Source organism: Neptunicella plasticusilytica, from assembly GCF_047922965.1.
GTDB classification, from domain to species: Bacteria; Pseudomonadota; Gammaproteobacteria; order Enterobacterales; family Alteromonadaceae; genus Neptunicella; species Neptunicella plasticusilytica.
In genome coordinates this window covers 2780061-2800876 of sequence record NZ_CP150481.1, presented here as the reverse complement: position 1 = coordinate 2800876, position 20816 = coordinate 2780061, and the positions used below count along the sequence as shown (strand labels likewise).

Below are 20816 nucleotides of genomic sequence, written 5' to 3'. Positions count from 1 at the left end.
ATCATGCGTCCTTGGCAAGAAATTGAATACTTTGGGTCAGCAACAGACTGCCCTGACTGGTCAGAATTGACTCCGGATGAAACTGGAATCCGAGCATTTTGTCCTGTGGTTGATACACTGCCATGGGGATATCGGCAAAGCTGGCCAAGGTTTGTAAATTGTCAGGTAATCTAGTGGCCATCAACGAATGGTAGCGGGCGACCGGCAAGGGGTGCTGCAATCCGGCAAACATTTTGTCACCGCAATGCTGAATCAGCGAGGATTTGCCGTGGATCACTTCGGATGACTTTCCGACTGAGCCACCATAATGTTCGACAATAGCCTGATGACCCAGGCAGATGCCCAAAACCGGAAAAAGCCCCTGAACCTGCTTTAATAATTCGGGCATACAGCCCGCAGCGGAAGGTGTGCCGGGACCCGGGGACAAAATTAATATCGCCCGATTGCCAACTTGCTGCATTTTTTCAACAATTTTGTCGGCGCTGACATTATTGCGATAAACCTGCATGGCGTAACCCAGCTTGCGCATTTCATCCACCAGGTTGTAACTGAAGGAATCAAAGTTATCCAGTAAAAATAAGGTAGGCGCAGTTTGACTAGACATTGTTGGAGCCTCCAATATGGCTGGATGGTGCATCATGTGCGGCCACAATAGCGCGGATTACCGCCTGAGCCTTACTGCGCGTTTCATTAGCTTCGGATTGCGGATCGGAATCATATACCACGCCGGCTCCCGCCTGAATATGTGCCATGCCGTTTTTGACAAAGGCGGAACGGATCACGATACAGGTATCCATATCACCCTGGCCATTGAGGTAACCGACAGCACCGCCGTAACTGCCACGCCGTTGTTTCTCGACTTGACGAATCAGTCCGGCAGCACTGACTTTGGGCGCGCCGACCAGCGTGCCCATATTCATACAGGCCTGATAGGCATGCAGCGCATCCAGATCGTGGCGTAGTTGTCCTACAACTCGTGATACCAGATGCATCACTTGCGAATAGCGGTCCACCTGGAGTAGGTCACTGACATAACGGCTGCCCGGTTCACACACTCGGGCCAAATCATTACGGGCAAGATCTACCAGCATAATATGCTCGGCTTTTTCTTTTTCGTCCTGGCGCAAGTCCAGTTCAATACGGCTATCCAGATCCGGATCGATCTCGCCTTTGCTGTTAAACCCCCGCGGCCGGGTACCTGCAATAGGATATATTTCAACCTGATTGGACTCGCGATGATATTTCAGCGCCGATTCAGGCGAGGCACCAAACAAACAAAAGTCTCCATCTTGCAAATAAAACATATAGGGGCTGGGATTTTGCAGTTTGAGCTGCTGGTAAGTGAGATAGGGATTAGGGCAGGGCAGGCTGAAAATACGTGATGGCACCACCTGAAAAATATCGCCGCATAGAATGTGTTGTTTTAACAGGCCGACATCCTGTTTGTATTGTGCGTCGCTTTTGTCTATTTGCAGCTGGTCGAGCGTTACGGTTTGTTCTGGTTTGTCGTCAATCTCGTGGACTTGGCTAATTTGTTGCTGAATATGCTCCAGCCGCTGGCTGACAATAAAATATTGATTGGCCACCTCAGATCCGCTAAATACGCTGCCAATGACGTCAGTGGTTTGCTGTTGGTGGTCAATTAGGATTAGCGTCTCAGCCAGATAGAAAACAAAATCGGGGCAGCTGTTTAAACTATCCGGGACGTCGGGTAATTTTTCAAAGGTGGCCAGCATATCGTAAGCAAAAGCCCCGCCTAAAAATAACGCATCAGGATGATCGCGTAGCGGCTTTATTTGCTGGATAATATGTCGCAGGGTATCAAAAACCGACTGTGCTTTGAGGCGCGAATCTTCATCCAGGTCGGCCTCGACAGCGTTGAATGACAATACCAGTTGTTTGTCGGTCAATTCGGCTGTGGCATTACTGCAATGTTGCTGCAGCAAGCTAAGTACTGCGGTGCCATTATCGGTTAAAGCGCTACAGGTTACCTGATTACCATTGCATTCCAACCTGACGGCAGCGTCGACTAAAATCAAACTTTGCAGATCGTCTTTGCTGTTGATTTCTGCCGATTCCAGCAACAGATTATGCTGCCGCTTCGAGCAGAGCTGACGGTACAAGCTCAGTGGTTCGGCGACGTAGGGAACCGAGCGTATCAGACTCTCTACCTTGCCGGGTTGTTGGCTTAATTGGGATAAACTCATTGCACATCTCGTTATTTTATTAGTCGTTAAAACTGAACTTTAATTGCAAACTGAAACAAAAAAGGCCCGCATTATGCGAGCCTTGATACCTTTTTAAACACAAAAGCATACTACCCGCTAGGACAGGGAGTGCCACCACCAGATAATTAACTGACAAAAGTTTGTGTTTAAGTTCATTTTCGTTGTGCCGAATCAGGTATAATGCGTTGTAACTTCGATGCCCTATAGAAGAATTCAAATCGCATTCAATGTCAATAGCGAGACAACAAATTAACCTGTTTCAGGGGACTTGTTTTGCTATAAGTTATAATTTTATTTTAATGATAAGGCTTTTACATTATCCCAATGAAGATTGATTTACATTGCCACAGCCATTATTCCGACGGTCGTTTAACCATCCCGGAATTGATCGATCGTGCGCATAATATGCAAGTCGACGCTCTGGCCATTACCGATCACGATACAGTAGAGGGTATTGCAGAGGCGGTGGCTTATCAGCAACAGCAAAAACGGCCAATGGCTATTGTGCCGGGCGTCGAACTGTCCACTGGTTGGCATGGTTTTGATATTCATGTACTGGGCTTGAATGTGGACTATCAGGATGAGATATTTTTACAACGTTTGGCCGAGCAAGGGCAAAACCGTCTGCAGCGGGCACAAAAAATCGGTGAAAAGTTGGCTAAAGCCGGTATTGACGACTGTTTTGAACAAGCCCGTCAGTTGGCTGGCGTCGGGCAGGTCACCCGCGCACACTTCGCCCGAGTGTTAGTGCAACGCGGAGTGGTGGATACAATGGAAAAAACCTTCAAGAAATATCTGGGTAAAGGCCAGCGTGCTCACGTTAAACCCGTCTGGATTAGTATTGAACAAGCCATAGACTGGATCCATGACGCGGGCGGAAAAGCAGTGCTGGCCCATCCCGGCCACTATGACTTATCAGCCAAATGGCTGCGGCGTTTGATAGTTGAGTTTAAACAATCCGGCGGTGATGGAATGGAAGTGATCCATAGCCACCTTTCGCCACAAGCCAAAAAGCAGATGCGTGATTATAGCCTTGAATATGATCTACAGGCCTCGGCTGGTTCGGATTTTCATTTTCCCAATCGCTGGACCGAGCTGGGCAAAAATCTTTCGCTTCCACAAGATGTTGTGCCAATATGGCAGGACTGGACATTTCAACCATTGTCTAATCAGGAACAAGTGTGAGTCAGTTTTTTTATATACATCCGGATAATCCTCAACAGCGTTTATTGCGCCAGGCTTGCGAACTTATTCGCAAGGGTGGCGTGGTGGTTTATCCAACCGATTCCGGTTATGCCATCGGCTGTCAGATGGATGACAAAAATGCGCTGGAGCGATTATGCCGTATTCGCCAAATCGAGAAAGAACATAAATTTACCCTGATGTGTAAGGATATGTCGGAGTTGTCTATTTATGCCAAAGTGGATAATCAGGCCTTCAGACAAATCAAAAATAACACGCCTGGGCCTTATACTTTTGTATTAAAAGCCACCAAGGAAGTGCCAAACCGATTGCAAAATCCCAAACGTAAAACCATTGGTATCAGGGTGCCGGATAACCATATTGCCTTGGCTTTGCTGGAGGAGTTTGGTGAACCTTTGATGTCTACCTCATTAATCTTGCCGGGTAACAGCTTTGCCGAGTCGGACCCCGATGAAATACGGGATAAATTGGAAAAACAGGTGGACTTGATTATCCATGGCGGCTTTTTAGGTGAGCAGCTGACTACAGTGGTCGATATGTCCGAAGGTTATGCGGAAGTCATACGTCATGGTTCTGGTGATGCCAGCGTCTTTGGTTAGTTTGATGTTGCCGTTATTGGGCTGGAATTGGCGTTAGTTATGGCTGAAGCAGATAGCACTATTCAAATCCAGCAACCTTTACCGCTGGCTTTTATTAACGGTGAAGCGCTACTGGAAAAACCGGAAGACTTGTATATTCCACCGGACGCACTGGAAGTGATTCTGGAAGCCTTTGAGGGCCCGCTAGATTTGTTGCTGTATTTGATCCGCAAACAGAAATTCGAGATTGTCGATTTACCTGTCTACCAGATAACCCGCCAGTATATGGAATATGTCGAATTGATGAAGGATATCAAGCTGGAATTAGCTGGTGAATACCTGCTGATGGCGGCGATATTGGCTGAAATAAAATCGCGTCTATTGTTACCCCGACATAACGAAGATGACGAAGACGAAAGCGACCCCCGAGCGGAGTTGATTCGCCGTCTGCGCGAGTATGAAGCTGTCAAACAGGCAGCTGAACAGCTGGACTTGTTACCCCGTGAAGAACGGGATTTATATGTAGCTAATGCCCAGACTCACGAGAGTTGCCAACCTGCCCGGATCTTGCCTGAAATAGCCCTGCAGGATTTGGTCTTTGCCATGCAAGTTGCAATGCGCCGTGCCAGTGCTTTTGAACATCACCATATTGCCCCGGAAGCATTATCCACTCGAGAGCGCATGTCAGCCATTCTGGATCAAATCAGTCACAGTCAATATTGCAGTTTTCAACAGTTTTTTACAGCAGATGAAGGCAAAGCCGGCGTGGTGGTTACTTTTCTGGCTATTTTAGAGCTGGTCAAAGAATCGTTAATTGAGCTGGTGCAGGCCGAGCCTTTTACTGATATTCACGTTAAAATGGCAAGTTAGATGGCGAAGATAAACGATCAACAGCTTAAGCAACTCGTCGAGGCAGCGATATTTGTTGCAGATCAGCCTGTCAGCGCAGAACGTTTACTGGAGACGGTGCTGGATGGTCTGGATGTCACTAAAAAGAGATTAGTGGCGATTATGGATGCGCTGCAACTGGATTATCAGGTACGCGGCATCCAGCTGGTTAAGGTGGCGTCCGGTTACCGTTTTCAGTCACTGGACAGTTTAAGCCCCTGGCTGGCGAAAATGTGGCAAGAACAGGCTCCTCGCTATTCCAGAGCCTTACTGGAAACGCTGGCACTGATTGCCTATCGGCAGCCCGTTACCCGTGGCGATATTGAAGATGTGCGCGGCGTATCGGTGAGCAGCCATATAATGAAAACCCTCAGTGAACGAGGATGGATTAAAGTAGTCGGGCATAAAGAGGTGCCCGGCAGACCCGCGTTATACGCGACCACCAAGGAATTTCTGGATTATTTTTCCCTTTCCGGCTTATCGGAATTGCCTGATATTGAAGCTTTTGAATACCAGGTGGAATCTGAAATGCAAACAGAATTGGTTATCTCGCCAGAGCCTGACGAACAACAAGTACATTAAATTATGAGTGAAAAATTACAGAAAGTGTTGGCGAATGCTGGCGTCGGTTCCAGAAGAGAAATGGAAAAATGGATCGAGCAGGGGCGAGTCTCCGTGGACGGACAAGTTGCTACTCTGGGAGATAGAGTAGAAGGAACTGAGCAAATCAGGGTAGATGGACATTTGCTGGATAAAAACAACCAGCAGCAGATTTGTCGGGTGATCATGTATAACAAGCCGGAAGGCGAAATGTGTACTCGCCACGATCCTGAAGGCCGCCCGACGGTATTTGATCGCATTCCGCGTATCAAGACGGGGCGCTGGATAGCGGTAGGACGTCTGGATATCAACACCAGCGGTTTACTGTTGTTTACTAATGACGGTGAATTGGCCAATCGTTTGATGCATCCCAAACATGAAGTGGAGCGCGAATATGCAGTACGGGTGTTTGGTAACGTTGAACCAAGTATGTTGGCTAAACTGAAAAAAGGCGTCAAGCTTGAAGATGGAGAAGCCAAATTCCTGACCATCCGACCCAGACCTACGGATGATGAAAGTCTTAACCAGTGGTTTAACGTCACGTTAACAGAGGGGCGTAATCGCGAAGTCAGACGTTTATGGGAATCACAAGGTTTACAGGTAAGTCGTTTGATTCGAGTCCGCTATGGCGATCTTGAGCTGGAAAAGCGTTTGCCACAAGGCGCCTGGCTGGAGCTGGATCTGGAGCAGTTAAACTATTTGCGCAAGTCCGTTCAACTTGATGCCGAGACTGAAACAATGCTGGATGAGCGGCAAAGTAAGCTGGATCATGTGCGTATAAGCCGGATGCGCCGCTCGGTTAAAAAACACAAGGTGACTCAGAAACGTGCTTCCGCTTCAGACAAAGCTCAGCAGAAAACGGTAGATACCGCTAAACCGAAAGCCACTTCGGCTCGTAATAAACCCCGAAAAGGACCAAAACCCAAGGCCAGAACCCGGGAGGGGCAGTAATAAAATAGCGACGAGTGGCGAGCTTCGGGCGACGAGCTAAAAGATATAACCAATACTCTCGCCGAGATCGCAAAGGTGTAAAGAAAAAATTATTCACCAAAGAGACGCAGAATTCACAGAGAAAGAAAAAGCGGTAGTGGTGGGTTAATTATTTTAGCCCGAAGCTTGAAGCTCGAATTTATTTCTGCGCTTCGATATATTGACCATTCACACCGATGCTTTCATCGGCCAGTAAATATAGATAAGGAGTCATGATATCTGCGGGAGCTTTAATAGAATTGCTGTCCTCGGCAGGGTAAGCCCTAGTGCGCAATTTGCTTTGGGTTGGCCCAGGATTAATAGAATTAAAGCGGATAGTGCTGTTGGCGTATTCATCGGCCAATATTTGCATCATGCCTTCGCTGGCAAATTTGGAAACAGAGTAACATCCCCAATAGGCACGGCCTTTTTTTCCGACACCAGAAGAAGTGAATACCACCGAAGCAGATTGAGCTTTGTTTAAAACCGGTAACAAAGCTTTTAGCATTAAAAACTGACTGTGCAGGTTGATTTGCATCACTTCCTGCCACTCATCTTCAGGTATCTGTGCAAACGGACGCAACGTACCCAATATACCTGCATTGAGCACTAACCCATCAAGTGCACCAAACTGGTCTTCAATGGTATTGGCCATATCCAGATAGTGTTTGCCTGTCGCACCTTGTAAATCAAGTGGCACAATAGCGGGCTCTGGCCCATTGTTGCTGATAATTTGATCATAAACTGCTTCCAGTTTGGCAACGGTACGCCCGAGTAAAATAACCGTTGCACCTTGTTTGGCACAATCCAGCGCCAGTTGTTTACCAATTCCATCACCACTGCCAGTGATGAGAATTGTTTTGTTGCTCAGGGCTTCGGGTTTTATCGAATAGTTCATCTATCTTTATTCATCAGCATTTTAAATTGCGCGCAATTCTAGCATTACTGGAAAGGTGGATGGGGATTTTTTGATTGAAAAAAGGGTGGATATTGTCTTGAGGATGACGGGAATAAGCTGTACATGCATATGCTGGCATCAGGGATAAAATTACTATTACAAATTATTAACAAACCTTTGCAATATCTTGATAAAGCCAATAATATTGGTCTATCTCTAACTGGTCGTACATGTTGGCTCTGCCGGTAACAGAAGCGGTAAGAAGTGTGACAACTGTCTGTACTCTACAAGTATGACAAATAATAAAAAAAAGAATTTTTAGGAGTCGTAATGAAAAAATTGTTAATTAGTTCAGCGATTGCAACCGTTCTGGGTTTGACTGGCTGTGGCGGAGAAACTCTCAAAGAAGCACAGGATAACGCTGCAACCACTCCGGCTAAACCTTATGCCCGGGTAGTCTTCGATCCAGCAGCCAGCAATGTCAATATCCCCAACGACTTGTTGATGATCCCGGACGGGAATTTATTTGATTTTACCCTGAATATTCTAGGTGATGATGTGGTTGATCCCGCAGACCCACAATATGCGTTAGGCGCGCTGGATGGTTGGTCTACCCATCATCCGTTTGTGATCAATGTTGACGTACCTGCAGGGGTTGAAATTGATGCGGCATCAGCGTCCGCATCCGGCTCTGTACGTTTATATGAAGCCGAACAGGTACTGGAAAGTGATGCGCCTATCTGTCAGGCCATTGCGGCAGAAGTACAGGCACCGGGACTCCCTTGTTTGCTCGGCCCTGAATTGCAATTCGGGGTTGATTTTGCTACTCAGAAATCTGCTGCCGGTGTGATCACTGTTGTACCGTTAAAACCGTTGAAACCGGGACAAGGTTATATGTTGGTCGTGACAGACCAACTTAAAGATTCTGAAGGACGTTCGGTAAAAGGCTCTACAACATGGGAGCTGGCGACACAGGATCCTGAAACTCATCCACTGGGCTCTGCCGATCAGAAACAATTGCAGAGTATTCTGGATTTCTTTGTGACTTTGCTAAAAGGTGAAGGCCTGGATCGTGATGAAGTCTCCTATGCGGCCTATTTTTCAACTCAGTCTGCCGGTACAGTATTAAGTACGGTTAAACAATTGCAAGTTGGCCCATTTGCACAGGCGTTTGCTGCGGCAATGGCACAAACCGGTGGCGATGTAGCGGCATCTCAACAAGCTGCAGCCGCTTATCTACCCGCAGTCACTATTGACGACGCGGCGGTGCCTGATGTATTTACTGCCTTTAAAGCTACTGGCGTGATTAGCGCTGAACAAGTAGCAGGCTTAGCTCAATTGGGCCTGAATGATTGTGCCTCAGTCGCGGCAGGAACCCAGTCAAGCAATCCGGTGGTCGCAGGTACAGCAGCACAAATGGTGGGTTTCTGTGCCTCGAATCTTAAGCAGGGTAGTATCACTCTACCTTATTATTTGAGTACCACTAATCCTCTTGGTGATTGGTGGAGAGGTGCTTGTACCGGTGGTTCAGTATTACAATCCCTGGGTGCTGAAGTGGTGGGTAACTTAGTTGCTAATGGCGCGGTTGGCAGTAACAACGATCTATGTCAGGTAGCTTCCGAAGGGCAGTTAATGGATCTTAATCTGGCTGCTATTGGTATTAACGATCCACGTAATCTGACCAAGTACAGCCCAATTCCTGCCACTAACTCGATGCAAACATTGGACGTACAAGTGACGGTACCTAACGAGATGATCGTCGGAATGACCAAACCTGCTGCCGGTTGGCCAGTGATTATTTTGCAACACGGTATTACCTCTAAAAAAGAAGATATGCTGGCAATAACGGGGGCTTTATCTGCGGCTGGATTTGCCACAGTCGCTATTGATCACCCTTTACATGGCAGTCGCGGTATGACCATTGACGGCCAGGTGGTAAATGCCTCTGGCGGCTATGGCGGAGCACCAACAGATTACTTGAACCTGTCTAGTTTGTTAACCGCGCGGGATAATTTACGTCAAAGTATTGCCGATATTCTTGGTTTACGTCTGGGACTTAATGCCAATGTGGATATGACGAATCCTGCTAACCATTTACTGGATGGCAGTAATGTGTCTTTTGTCGGTCACTCGTTGGGGGCCATTGCCGGAACAGGCGCTGTTGCGCTGGCCAATAGCAGTCTGGGTGGTGATTTGGCTGCATTTGATACTATGTATGCGTTAAAAGCTGCGACCCTGGCTAATCCGGGTGGTGGTCTTGGCGGATTTCTGCTTGAGTCCCCGGCATTTGCTAACCTGATTAAAGGCAGTTTGATGGCAGCGTCTTCCCCGGATTTTGTGGCTGCACTTACTCAATATATGCAGGCTAACCAAATTCCGGAAGCGACTGGCGAAGTATTAGCAGGATTTTTCCCGGTGTTTTATTCACAACTGACAGCGGAACAAAAAGCTGAAGTGGATGGCACCTTTGCCCAGTTCTCCTTTGCTGCGCAAACCGTTATTGATGCCGGTGACCCGAATAACTATGTCGGAATGGTTGCGGCTAACGGTACTCCAATACATATGATTGAAGTGGTGGGGGGAAATCCTGACGATCAAGGAGGTACCTTCCTGCCAGATCAGGTGATACCTAATACGACCAGTTTGCCTCTGGCCGGTACAGAACCTTTAGCTGCATTAATGGGATTAGCACCGGTCAGTTCGACAACTCAAGGTGGAGGATTGGTAAGATTTCTGGAAGGAACCCATAGTTCGATTCTGGATCCGGGGCCGAGTGTCGCTGCTACCACCGAAATGCAAAAGCAAACGGCGGCCTTTATGGCCACCATGGGTTCAACTATTGTGGTTGAAGATAGTGGCGTTGTTGCCCAGTAAATTAAATTAACGCTAAAAAGCCAGGCGTCATGCTTGGCTTTTTTTTGTTTAAAATAAACATCCCCTAGAAATAACGGTTATTATCCCCAATATAGGGTCAAGAGATCCTGTTGAATGATTTGTTGTTGGAGTAATGTAATTTGGAATTTTTATACGAATACGGATTATTTTTGGCAAAAGTCGCGACTTTTGTCATTGCCTTGTTATTGGCGGTAGGCGGTATTGTCGGCCTGGCCAGTAAACAGAAACATAAAAAAGGTGAGCTTGAAATCACCTCGCTGTCTGACAAGTTGTCAGACGTAAAAGATATGTTGCACAGCTTTATTCTGGACAAAGATCAACTTAAAAAGTTGGAAAAGGAACAGAAAAAAGCCGCCAAGAAAGACAAAAAAGACAAACAAAAGGATACGGATAGCGACAAAGGCAATTTGTATGTCATTGATTTTGATGGATCTGTTGACGCTCATGAAGTCGATTGTCTGCGGGAGGAAATTACGGCCATTCTGACCATTGCCACAGACAAGGATGAAGTGCTGATCCGCTTGGAAAGTGGTGGTGGTGTAGTTCACGGCTATGGGTTGGCCGCTTCACAATTACAGCGTATTAAAGACAAAGGCATTAAGCTAACGATTGCCGTTGATAAAGTCGCTGCCAGCGGTGGGTATATGATGGCCTGTGTGGCCGATAAAGTGTTAGCTGCCCGATTTGCCATTATTGGTTCAATCGGAGTGATTGCCCAGCTACCGAATTTCAACAAGTTGCTCAAAAAGAATTATGTGGATTTTGAACAGCATACCGCCGGTGAATTTAAACGCACTTTAACCGTGTTTGGTGAAAATACCGAGCAGGGCCGCGAAAAATTCCGTGATGAGCTGGAAGAAGTACATCAGATGTTTAAAGGTTTTGTGCAGTCAAACCGTCCTGAATTGGCGATTGATACCGTGGCGACCGGTGAATACTGGTATGGCAGCAAGGCTCTGGAACTGGGCTTGGTGGATGAAATCCAGACCTCGGATGACTTTTTGCTTAAGGCTAACGAAGATAAAGAAATCTATTCGGTTAAATATACTATCCGTAAAAACATCGCCGAGAAGTTCTCTTTGGCGGCGCTTAAATCGGTCGAAACCCGTTTAATGAAATGGTGGCAAAAGTCACAGTTAATCGGTAAGTAACCTGAACAGAAAATAAGTTGCTTTAAGTGTAATAAAAAGGGATTCATTTGAATCCCTTTTTGGTATTTATCGAGCACTAGCTGTTGTTTTCAAAATGTTCGTAATCGATATTTTCTGATTTACTCCCGGCATCTGGATCATTAAATACCTCAATATCCATTTCACCTTCACTTTTACCGATAATACAGGCCACCATCGAATCACCGGTCACGTTGACCATAGTACGGGTCATATCCAACAACCTGTCTACACCGATTATCAAACCTATACCTTCAACCGGCAGATTAACTTGTTGCAGGACCATGGCCAGAGTAATCAGCCCGACTCCCGGCACGCCGGCAGTGCCCACCGAGGCTAATGTAGCGGTTAGAATAACCATCAGAAAATCCGTCACACTTAAATCCACGCCATACACCTGGGCAATAAATACTGTCGCAACACCCTGCATAATGGCGGTGCCATCCATATTAATGGTTGCACCTAACGGAATAGTAAAAGAAGCGACTGAATTTTTAACGCCCATTTTCTGGGTCACGGTTTCTAGTGTGACAGGTAAGGTGGCATTACTACTAGAGGTGCTGAAACCGAAAATACAGGCGTCGCGCATTTTTCGCATAAATATAAGCGGATTGAGTCCGCTGAGTAATTTGAGAATAATCGGGTAGCTGACCAAACCATGGAAAAACAGGACAAAGGCGACCAAAAAGAAGTACTTTAAAAGACTGGCAAAAACAGCAAAATCAATGGTGGCGGCCAGTTTTGCCATCAAGGCAAACACACCGTATGGGGCCAGGCTCATTAGAATCATTACCAGACGCATAATGACACTATTTACATCTTCAAAAAACGCACCGAGACGATCACCGGCTTTGCCACTCATCGCCATGGCAATACCGAACAGCACGGCAAACACGATAATTTGCAGCATATTGCCTTCTGCCATTGACTGAATGGGATTGGAGGGGAACATATTAATAATAATTTGCGCCAGTCCCGGAGGTTCATTGCCTTCAAAGCTGGCTGTTGTATCCAGCGTAATGCCGTCACCCGGGTCTACTAACAAAGCGAAAAACATCGCCAGGCTAATGGCAATGGCAGTAGTGCCAACGTACAGACTGAGGGCTTTTCCGCCTAATCGGCCAAGTTTGGAAGGGTCACTTAATTTGCAGGTTCCACACACCAGTGAGACGAAGATCAAAGGCACCACCAGCATTTTCAAACTGGCGATAAATATCTGACCAATAACGGTAAATATACCTTCGATTAAAACTTCATACGCAGATATGCTGGCACCGAATACACTAACCGAATAATCTCCGCTATCATCAAATAACAATTTTAGTAATGACCCGACCAGTATTCCGGCAACCATGCCGATAAATATCTTGGTCGTTAGGCTATATTTTTTGGATGAAGAACTCATCAATGTTCCTATTTATAGTTGTTGTAGGGCGTAGCCTAACAATTTTGTTTAAGAAGCTGAACAATAAATCCGGTCATTACGACAAGTTGTATAACGTACTCGTTAAATTACAAGGCAGGAAGTAAAAATGAAGGTAGCGTTTAAAAACCTGATACTGATACCCCTTATCGCATTATTAACCGCATGTGGTAGCGGAGGTGGCTCACTGAGCAGGGATGACAATAACGGCGGTGGTGGCTCTACAGATGTCACCTACAGTATCAGTTTAAGTATTGTTGATAAAAACACTGGAGAATCCAGTCGTGAATTAAGCGCTTCTAGTCCATTACTGGCAAACGCGAAAGTGACCCGCTCAGACGGCTCATCTACGGAAGGGAAAACAGTGACCTTCACTTTTGATGAGGATGGTAAAGCTTCTTTTGCCGCTCCGAATGGCAATGGACGTGCGGTGGTCGGTTCTGACGGTATTGCCACAATTGAGGTTAAAGTTGGAGAAAATAATGGTGCTGTGAACATAACTGCTAGCTTGGATACATATTCCAGTAACTCAGAAGGGATTGTTTCTGCTGGCGATGGCAGTCAATCTTCTTTAGAACCAGCCTCATTAAATCTGTATTCAAGTAACACTTTATTGCCGTCTACCGGATCTGACCAGGTTGAGGTAATTGCATTAGTTAAAGATGACGCCAACATCCTGTTGGAAGGAGTCGATGTTTCTTTTAGCGCAGACTCTGGTGCATTAACACCACCAACGCCAACAGGTGCTGATGGCACGTCTAGAGTGATATTGACTACAGGTGGTAATCCTCAAAATCGTGATATTACAGTTATTGCTTCTGCAGGTGCGTTATCCCAACAAATAGTAATTAAGGTGGTTGGTACTGAGGTCAAAATTAATGGACCTAGTTCAGTTATTTTGCAAGATACTGCAGAATATACTTTTATACTGGCCGACTCTGATGGCAACGGGATTGCCGGTGAAGCTTTAACCTTTTCTTCTTCTAACAATAATTTGTTCTCAGCTCAAAGTGCGATAACCGATGAAACAGGACAGGTTACTATTGAATATCAAGCGGTTAACTCAGGTTTGGATACCATCACTGCGTCAGCATTAGGTGATTCTATTTCTGGTTCAATTCCCGTTACAGTGCAACAGGACAATTTTAGTTTTATCACTGCCCCTGCAGGAGATGTAGCGCTTAATTCGCCAACTAACGTTACAGTAAAGTGGCTTACAGATAACATTCCAGTGGTTGGTCAACCGGTGAGCTTCAATACCACGCGTGGAACAGTAACGCCAAGCAGCGGTGTCACTAATGCCAATGGTGAGTTAACTGTCAGTCTTGAGTCGGCATCTTCTGGTCCGGTAAAAGTATCGGCCAAAGGAACTCACTCCAATGGTGACCAGGTCAATAGTCAAATTAGCTTTGAATATATTGCTACGACTGTAAGTTCAATTAAGGTTGATGCAACACCCGATTCTATCGGGCCGGAGCAAAAAAGTACTATTACGGCAGTGATCAGGGATTCTTTGGGTAATCTGGTTAAAGGCAAAGAGATTAAATTTAATACCACAACAGATGCTACTGGTGGCTCGTTATCTGCTGGCAGTGCAGTTACTGATTCAAATGGTCTCGCCTCGGTGGTCTACAGTTCTAAAAATGTTAGTGGAGAAGACGGCATTACTATTAGCGCTACGTTAGCGGAAGATACAAATATTACCGGCAGTGTGAGTTTAACTGTGGGTGATAGAGCATTTGATATTTCACTTGGTACCGGTCGTGAAATTCAAGTTGTAAACGAAGCGACTTATTTAAAAACTTTTGTTGCCTTTGTGACAGACGCCAACTCTAATCCGGTCGAAAATGCTGAATTGACAGTATCGGGTACACCGGTGAAATATACTCAGTTAACCAACCCTAATGATCCTTCTGACCCAATGAAGGCTTACTACAAAGGATACTGGGTTAAGTCTCCAAGTGAAGATGATTTTAGAAATTGGGCATCGGTTTATACCATCGGCTGCACTAATGAAGATATTGACGCTGATGGAAATTTGGATGCGGGAGAAGATACTAACGGGGATGGCGAACTAACCCCTGGTAATGTCGTTGCTGTCACTGACAATGTAATGACTGATGAAAATGGGCAGGCGATAATCGAAATTCGATACCCTAAAAACTATGGTCCTTGGGTGGTGATAAAACTGACAGTCTCGGGAGGTCAATCTGCAGGTACCGAATCTAAGGTTAGCCAGTTTTATACGCTGGGGGTTGCGGCGTCTGATTTGACTGACGAAGTATCACCACCTCCATCCAATCCATTTGGGACAGGTTTGGATTTAGTTGATGATCCAATGAACCCTGGCTCTCAAATTGATACGGGAAATAATCGCACCTGCTCTAATCGTCAATAAGCATTATCGCTGCATAAGAAGAAGCCCGTTCAATTGAGCGGGCTTTTTATGTTCAGGATTAATCCTGCTGGAAAGGATAAACAGAACCCAGTTTAAGAATTTGAGTTAACTCGTCCAACGCGGTACGTGACTCGATCAACAGTTGCGGATCATGTAAATCTGATACCAGCAATTGATCGCGATAATGCTTGTCTATCCAGGCATTCAAGCGCTCAAACTGGTTATCGTCTAATAAGGTATTGGGGTTTACCGCGTCCAGTTCCTGGTCATTTAGCGCTACGCGCAAACGCAAACAAGCCGGGCCACCGCCATTGCGCATACTTTGCTTAACATCAAAATAGTGAACTTGTTTAATCGGGGTATTGAGGGTCACAAGCTTGTCAAGATAAGCCGAGACAGCTGCGTTTTCCTGGCACTCAGTCGGCGCGATTATCGCCATTTCGCCATTAGGCAACGTAATAATCTGGGTATTAAATAAATAGGTTTTTACCGCGTCCAGTACTGGCACGTCATGAGTATCGACCTTAATAAAATGAACCGGTTGATCGCCAAATTTTTGCTGAATTTCTGCAAAGGCCTGTTCGGTATTGCGAAATGCCTGTTCGTGATAGAACAATACATTTTGGTTGCCGACCGAAATCACATCATTGTGAAAAACGCCCTGATCAATCACATCGGGGTTCTGCTGAATATACACCACGCCTTCATCGGACAAACCGTGTAAACGGGCAATGGCCTGACAGGCTTCCAGCGTCTGACGGGCCGGGTATTTTTTAGGCGCAGGTTGCGTCACGTCAAAGGCGTGGCGCCCATAGACAAAGATTTCCACTCCGGCATGACCATAGTTACTGCAGAGACGGGTGTGGTTGGCTGCCCCTTCATCACCAAAAAATTCGTTGTCAGGCAAATGCACATGATGATTAAAATACTTTTCGTGCTGGAAGGTTGCCTGCAAGATCCGGCCAGTTACCTGCGGTTCAAGCGAACGATGGAATTTGTTGGTCAAATTGGCCGGGGTAAAATGGACTTTGCCGTCGGCGGTGTCCGCACTCGGGGAAACCGTGGCGGCATTAGCTGTCCACATACTGGAGGCCGAGCAGCACGCCAGAAAGACCTGTGGTGCCTGTTTCGCTGCTTTTTGCAAAACCTGAGCATCGCTACCCGAAAAACCTAAACGACGCAATGTGAGCACATCAGGACGTTCCTGAGGGGCTAACACGCCTTGTTTCATGCCCATGTCGGCTAACGCTTTGGCTTTTTGCAGTCCCTGTTTGGCAGCTTGTTTCGGGTTACTGCTGGCGTTGGCATTGCTTAATGAAGCAACATTGCCAAAAGACAATCCTGCATAATTATGCGTCGGTCCAACTAAACCATCAAAGTTAACTTCAAAATGCTGCATATTTATTCCTTTTATTTGCCGAATGCCGCGTATATTAAGGGATGCGGGCCAGGTCATTGAGGATGGCATTATACGTTTATAAGTTAAATTTGCATGATATTTTATCCTTGTTGAAATTTTAAACGATTTATTTTCATCTAAAATATTTGCTTGTTTTCCGGCTTATTTATCGATATACCTAAAAAAGTTTCGAACCCGTCAGGTACCTTTATATATAGGCATATTGCCAAGGTGTTCATCGTAAATTTAATAAATTCAAGGAATTAGCTAATTCTTATGGGAAAGTCTCTGGTAATAGTCGAGTCCCCGGCCAAGGCCAAAACCATTAATAAATATCTCGGCAAGGATTTTATTGTTAAATCCAGTGTTGGGCATGTGCGTGATCTTCCCACTCGTTCATTGGGTAAGGTGGCCGCCAAAAAGCCCGCCAAAGAACTCAAATTGCTTCCCGAGCAGAAACAGCAAGAATACTTGCGTCATTACGAGTATCTTAAGCTGGTCGACCGGATGGGAATTGATCCGGAAAACAACTGGCAGGCCCATTACGATATCCTCAATGGTAAGGAAAAAGTCGTTAATGAGCTGAAAAAACTGGCCAAAGATGCCGACACCATCTATCTCGCTACGGATTTGGATAGAGAAGGGGAGGCGATTGCCTGGCACTTGCGCGAGATTATTGGTAGCAAAGATAAAACTTTCCAGCGAGTCGTGTTTAACGAAATCACCAAAAAAGCCATTCAGGAAGCCTTTTCCCATCCCGGTGAACTCAATCAGGATCGGGTTGATGCACAGCAGGCACGCCGTTTTCTCGATCGGGTAGTCGGCTTTATGGTGTCACCTCTGCTGTGGAAAAAAGTCGCTCGTGGATTATCCGCAGGTCGGGTTCAGTCTGTTGCCGTGCGTCTGGTGGTGGAGCGTGAGCGCGAAATAAAAGCCTTTGTACCAGAGGAATTCTGGGACGTACATGCCGATCTGAATACCCAGAAGGATCAGGCGTTACGTATGTTGGTGGCCAAGCAAAACGGCCAAGCTTTTAAACCAACTAATAAAGCAGATACTCAAAAAGCGGTTGATGTGCTTAATGCTGCCTCTTACCAGGTCATTAGTCGTGAATCCAAGCCGACCCAAAGTAAGCCCTCGGCCCCTTTTATCACCTCAACCTTACAACAGGCAGCCAGCACCCGTTTAGGTTTCGGGGTGAAGAAAACCATGATGATGGCGCAGCGCTTGTATGAAGCGGGGCATATTACTTATATGCGAACCGATTCAACCAATCTAAGCACCGAGGCCGTGGACGCCTGCCGCGAATACATTACTAAAAACTTCGGTGATGCTTACTTACCTTCAAACCCGATTAAATACGGCAGTAAAGACAACGCTCAGGAAGCTCACGAAGCGATACGACCATCCAATGTGGTGGTGAAATCCGACTCTCTGACCGAAATGGAGCGCGACGCGCAGCGTTTATATGAATTGATTTGGCGCCAGTTTGTGGCCTGCCAGATGACACCTGCGCAATATGATGCCAGCACAATACGCGTGCAGGCTGCCGATTTTGAGTTAACCGCCAAAGGGCGGGTACTGCGTTTTGACGGTTGGACCAAAGTTCAGACCCAGGTACGTAAAAAAGGCGAAGAAGATCTGCTGCTACCCGATGCCAAAGAAGGCGATATTCTCAATCTTCAACAGCTTGATCCTAAACAGCATTTTACCAAGCCCGTGGCGCGCTTCAACGAGGCCTCGTTGGTTAAAGAATTGGAAAAACGTGGCATTGGCCGTCCTTCAACTTACGCCAATATCATTTCCACTATTCAGGACAGAGGCTATGTGCGGATTGAAAACCGCCGTTTCTATGCGGAAAAAATGGGTGAGATCGTTAATGATCGGCTGATTGAAAATTTCAGCAATTTGCTCAGTTTTGACTTTACCGCCAACATGGAATTGCATCTGGATGAAATTGCCGAGGGTAAACTGCAGTGGAAAAAGGTTCTGGATGAATTCTATAAAGATTTCTATGGCCGTCTGGTTCAGGCCGAGAAACCGTCTGAAGAAGGTGGTATGCAGCCGAATCTGGCGGTACCAACCGAGATAAAATGCCCTAAATGTGGACGCGATATGATGTTGCGTACTGCCAGCACCGGCGTTTTTCTGGGGTGCTCAGGTTACAACTTGCCGCCCAAAGAGCGTTGCACTCAGACGATGAATCTGGTGCCCGGCGATGAAGCGGTGAAAGTCGATGATGAAGAAGAGCTGGAAACCGAGATATTGCGGGCCAAACATCGTTGCGGTATTTGTGAAACGGCAATGGACAGCTATCTTATTGACGAAAATCGCAAACTGCATGTTTGCGGTAATACACCAACCTGCAGTGGTACCGAAATCGAGCAGGGAACCTTTAAAATCAAGGGCTATGATGGTCCGTTGATTGAATGTGACCGCTGTGGCTCGAATATGGAGCTTAAAAATGGCCGTTTTGGCAAGTATTTTGGTTGTACTAACGATGAATGTAAAAACACCCGTAAGTTACTGAAAAACGGTGATGTTGCGCCTCCAAAAGAAGATCCGGTCGATTTGCCAGAGTTACCCTGCACTAAATCCGATGCCCATTTTGTGCTGCGGGATGGTGCTTCGGGAATTTTCCTGGCGGCGCATAACTTCCCTAAATCCCGCGAAACTCGAGCACCTCTGGTTGAGGAGCTGGCCCGTTTCAGAGACAGGTTGTCGAGCAAGTTTTATTATTTGGCCGATGCACCTCAGCAGGATCCTGACGGTAATAAGACGCTAGTTCGTTTTAGCCGTAAAACCAAGCAACAATACGTGATGTCTGAAGATGAAAACGCCAAAGCGACAGGTTGGTCAGCCTGGTATGAAGGCGGCAAGTGGAAAGCCGATGACAAACGTAAAGGTAAAAAGAAGTAAGGCTACCTATGGCATCGTTACAAGAACAATTACTTAAAGCAGGGTTGGCCGACAAGAAAAAGGCCAACCAGATCAGTAAAGAAAAACATAAGCAGAAGAAAGCCAAGCAACACCATAAAGTCGAGATGACTGACGAGGCTAAGGCATTAGCGGCGCAACAAATGGAACAAAAGCGCCGTCGCGATCAGCAGTTAAACCAGCAAGCCAAGGAGAAAGCTGAACAAAAGGCTATATTGGCGCAGATCAAGCAATTGATAGAAGTGAACAAGCAACCCAAAGGACGGGGCGATATTGCCTGTAATTTCACTGACGGGACTAAAGTCAAACAGTTGTATGTTGACGAGAAGACCCAGAAGCATATCAGTCAGGGACGTCTGGCGATTGTTAAGTTTCAGGGCGGATATGAACTGGTACCCATGCCGGTGGCAGATAAAATCGCCCAGCGTGATGAATCATTAGTGGTTTACCGGGCCGATACCCTGGAACAAAGCAGCAATTTGACCGAAGAAGAGCAGGACTGGTACGCAGATTACGAAATTCCCGACGATCTAAACTGGTAGACTATTATGCCACTATCCGGCTTGACAGGCCGATAGTGGCGCTGAACGGCTTTGTTTATCCGAAGCTGAGTTTATTTATGCTCTTTCAGTTTTTATTTCACTGTTAAACAAATACAACGCCAGTCCCAGTAACGTACCAGATAGAAAGGACATGGGGTTTTGAATCATCGCAACAGAAACTTGCCAGTTTTCCGCCACTCTGTAAAAAACACTTTCAATAGCCGGATGGTGAGTATTGCTAAGCAGTAGCAAGGTAAAAACGCCCCCGGAAAGCATGTGTTGTAATCTTAACCTTTTGTTATGCGCAAGCCGGATGAAGCGGACTAAAAACCAGACCAACCAACCGGCAGCACCTGAGACAACCGACGACATAAGAATATCGATAAAGCTGCCATAGCTACCGGTGAGGATAAAGAGCAGGGCGACGATAATTGATAAGCTGACAAAGGAGACCAGACTGCGTAAGCCGGGCTGGGGGACTCTGATGGTTGCTAACATAGTAAATTTCCTTATTTATTTTTCAACCGCATTCAATCCGATTGCGGGTTGTGATATTCACAGATGAATATCGATCCAGATAATATACGATCCTGCCGATAATAGCAGGATCGCTTAGTTCTGTTTTATAACTAGAGCCTGTTGATCTTTGCGGTATAAATTTTGTTCTAACTAAACGTTTTTTAATCGCG

The 20816-nt window shown here is 46.2% G+C and carries 16 protein-coding genes; 10 read left to right on the top strand and 6 right to left on the bottom strand.

Annotated features, from left to right (window positions below):
• Position 1: 1 nt before the first annotated feature.
• Positions 2-604: an aminodeoxychorismate/anthranilate synthase component II gene (locus V1467_RS12545; protein ID WP_416305314.1), complete on the bottom strand. Its 603-nt coding sequence runs from the start codon at positions 602-604 to the stop codon at positions 2-4.
• Complete coding sequence (locus V1467_RS12540; protein WP_416305313.1) at positions 597-2207, bottom strand: anthranilate synthase component 1; 1611 nt, start codon at positions 2205-2207, stop codon at positions 597-599. The genes V1467_RS12545 and V1467_RS12540 overlap by 8 nt, the downstream gene beginning before the upstream one ends.
• 345 nt (positions 2208-2552) lie before the next feature.
• Here V1467_RS12540 and V1467_RS12535 point away from each other — a divergent pair, with 345 nt between their 5' ends.
• From V1467_RS12535 to rluB, 5 genes are read left to right on the top strand one after another with little or no spacing between them, the layout of a single operon-like run.
• Positions 2553-3413 (top strand): PHP domain-containing protein, encoded by an 861-nt coding sequence (locus V1467_RS12535; RefSeq protein ID WP_416305312.1) that lies wholly within the window; start codon positions 2553-2555, stop codon positions 3411-3413.
• On the top strand, positions 3410-4030 hold the full coding sequence (locus V1467_RS12530) for an L-threonylcarbamoyladenylate synthase (RefSeq protein WP_416305311.1): 621 nt from the start codon (positions 3410-3412) through the stop codon (positions 4028-4030). Before V1467_RS12535 ends, V1467_RS12530 begins: the two co-directional genes overlap by 4 nt.
• Positions 4031-4069: 39 nt before the next feature.
• Positions 4070-4879, top strand: a complete 810-nt coding sequence (locus V1467_RS12525) for a segregation and condensation protein A (protein ID WP_416305310.1) — start codon at positions 4070-4072, stop codon at positions 4877-4879.
• Positions 4880-5479, top strand: a complete 600-nt coding sequence (scpB, locus tag V1467_RS12520) for an SMC-Scp complex subunit ScpB (protein ID WP_416305309.1) — start codon at positions 4880-4882, stop codon at positions 5477-5479.
• A 3-nt stretch (positions 5480-5482) separates the two neighbouring features.
• Positions 5483-6448, top strand: a complete 966-nt coding sequence (gene rluB / locus V1467_RS12515; protein ID WP_416305308.1) for a 23S rRNA pseudouridine(2605) synthase RluB — start codon at positions 5483-5485, stop codon at positions 6446-6448.
• 178 nt (positions 6449-6626) lie between these two features.
• Here rluB and V1467_RS12510 read toward each other — a convergent pair whose 3' ends face one another.
• The gene (locus tag V1467_RS12510) at positions 6627-7364 is read right to left on the bottom strand and encodes a YciK family oxidoreductase (RefSeq protein WP_416305307.1); all 738 of its coding nucleotides are present in this window, start codon (positions 7362-7364) and stop codon (positions 6627-6629) included.
• A gap of 330 nt (positions 7365-7694) precedes the next feature.
• Between V1467_RS12510 and V1467_RS12505 the strand changes: the two genes are divergently transcribed.
• Both V1467_RS12505 and sohB read left to right on the top strand, forming a co-directional pair.
• Positions 7695-10238, top strand: a complete 2544-nt coding sequence (locus V1467_RS12505) for a VolA/Pla-1 family phospholipase (RefSeq protein WP_416305306.1) — start codon at positions 7695-7697, stop codon at positions 10236-10238.
• Between the two features lie 140 nt (positions 10239-10378).
• Entirely contained in the window at positions 10379-11410 is a 1032-nt protein-coding gene (gene sohB, locus V1467_RS12500; protein ID WP_416305305.1) for a protease SohB, read from the top strand.
• Between the two features lie 76 nt (positions 11411-11486).
• On the opposite strand, the gene V1467_RS12495 is transcribed toward sohB, so the two are convergent.
• Complete coding sequence (locus V1467_RS12495; RefSeq protein WP_416305304.1) at positions 11487-12833, bottom strand: dicarboxylate/amino acid:cation symporter; 1347 nt, start codon at positions 12831-12833, stop codon at positions 11487-11489.
• Positions 12834-12960: 127 nt separating this feature from the next.
• On the opposite strand from V1467_RS12495, the gene V1467_RS12490 reads away from it, so the two are divergent.
• Positions 12961-15249, top strand: a complete 2289-nt coding sequence (locus V1467_RS12490) for an Ig-like domain-containing protein (RefSeq protein WP_416305303.1) — start codon at positions 12961-12963, stop codon at positions 15247-15249.
• Between the two features lie 58 nt (positions 15250-15307).
• Here the strand turns inward: V1467_RS12490 and astB are convergent, their stop codons facing one another.
• Positions 15308-16648, bottom strand: coding sequence for an N-succinylarginine dihydrolase (astB, locus tag V1467_RS12485; RefSeq protein WP_416305302.1), 1341 nt, complete (start codon positions 16646-16648; stop codon positions 15308-15310).
• Between the two features lie 276 nt (positions 16649-16924).
• On the opposite strand from astB, the gene topA reads away from it, so the two are divergent.
• Both topA and V1467_RS12475 read left to right on the top strand, forming a co-directional pair.
• The gene (gene topA / locus V1467_RS12480; RefSeq protein WP_416305301.1) at positions 16925-19567 is read left to right on the top strand and encodes a type I DNA topoisomerase; all 2643 of its coding nucleotides are present in this window, start codon (positions 16925-16927) and stop codon (positions 19565-19567) included.
• 8 nt (positions 19568-19575) lie between these two features.
• A complete protein-coding gene (locus tag V1467_RS12475) occupies positions 19576-20127 on the top strand; it encodes a DUF2058 domain-containing protein (protein WP_416305300.1) in 552 nt (183 codons plus the stop codon).
• A gap of 75 nt (positions 20128-20202) precedes the next feature.
• Here V1467_RS12475 and V1467_RS12470 read toward each other — a convergent pair whose 3' ends face one another.
• The gene (locus tag V1467_RS12470; protein ID WP_416305299.1) at positions 20203-20625 is read right to left on the bottom strand and encodes a hypothetical protein; all 423 of its coding nucleotides are present in this window, start codon (positions 20623-20625) and stop codon (positions 20203-20205) included.
• Between the last annotated feature and the right edge of the window lie 191 nt (positions 20626-20816).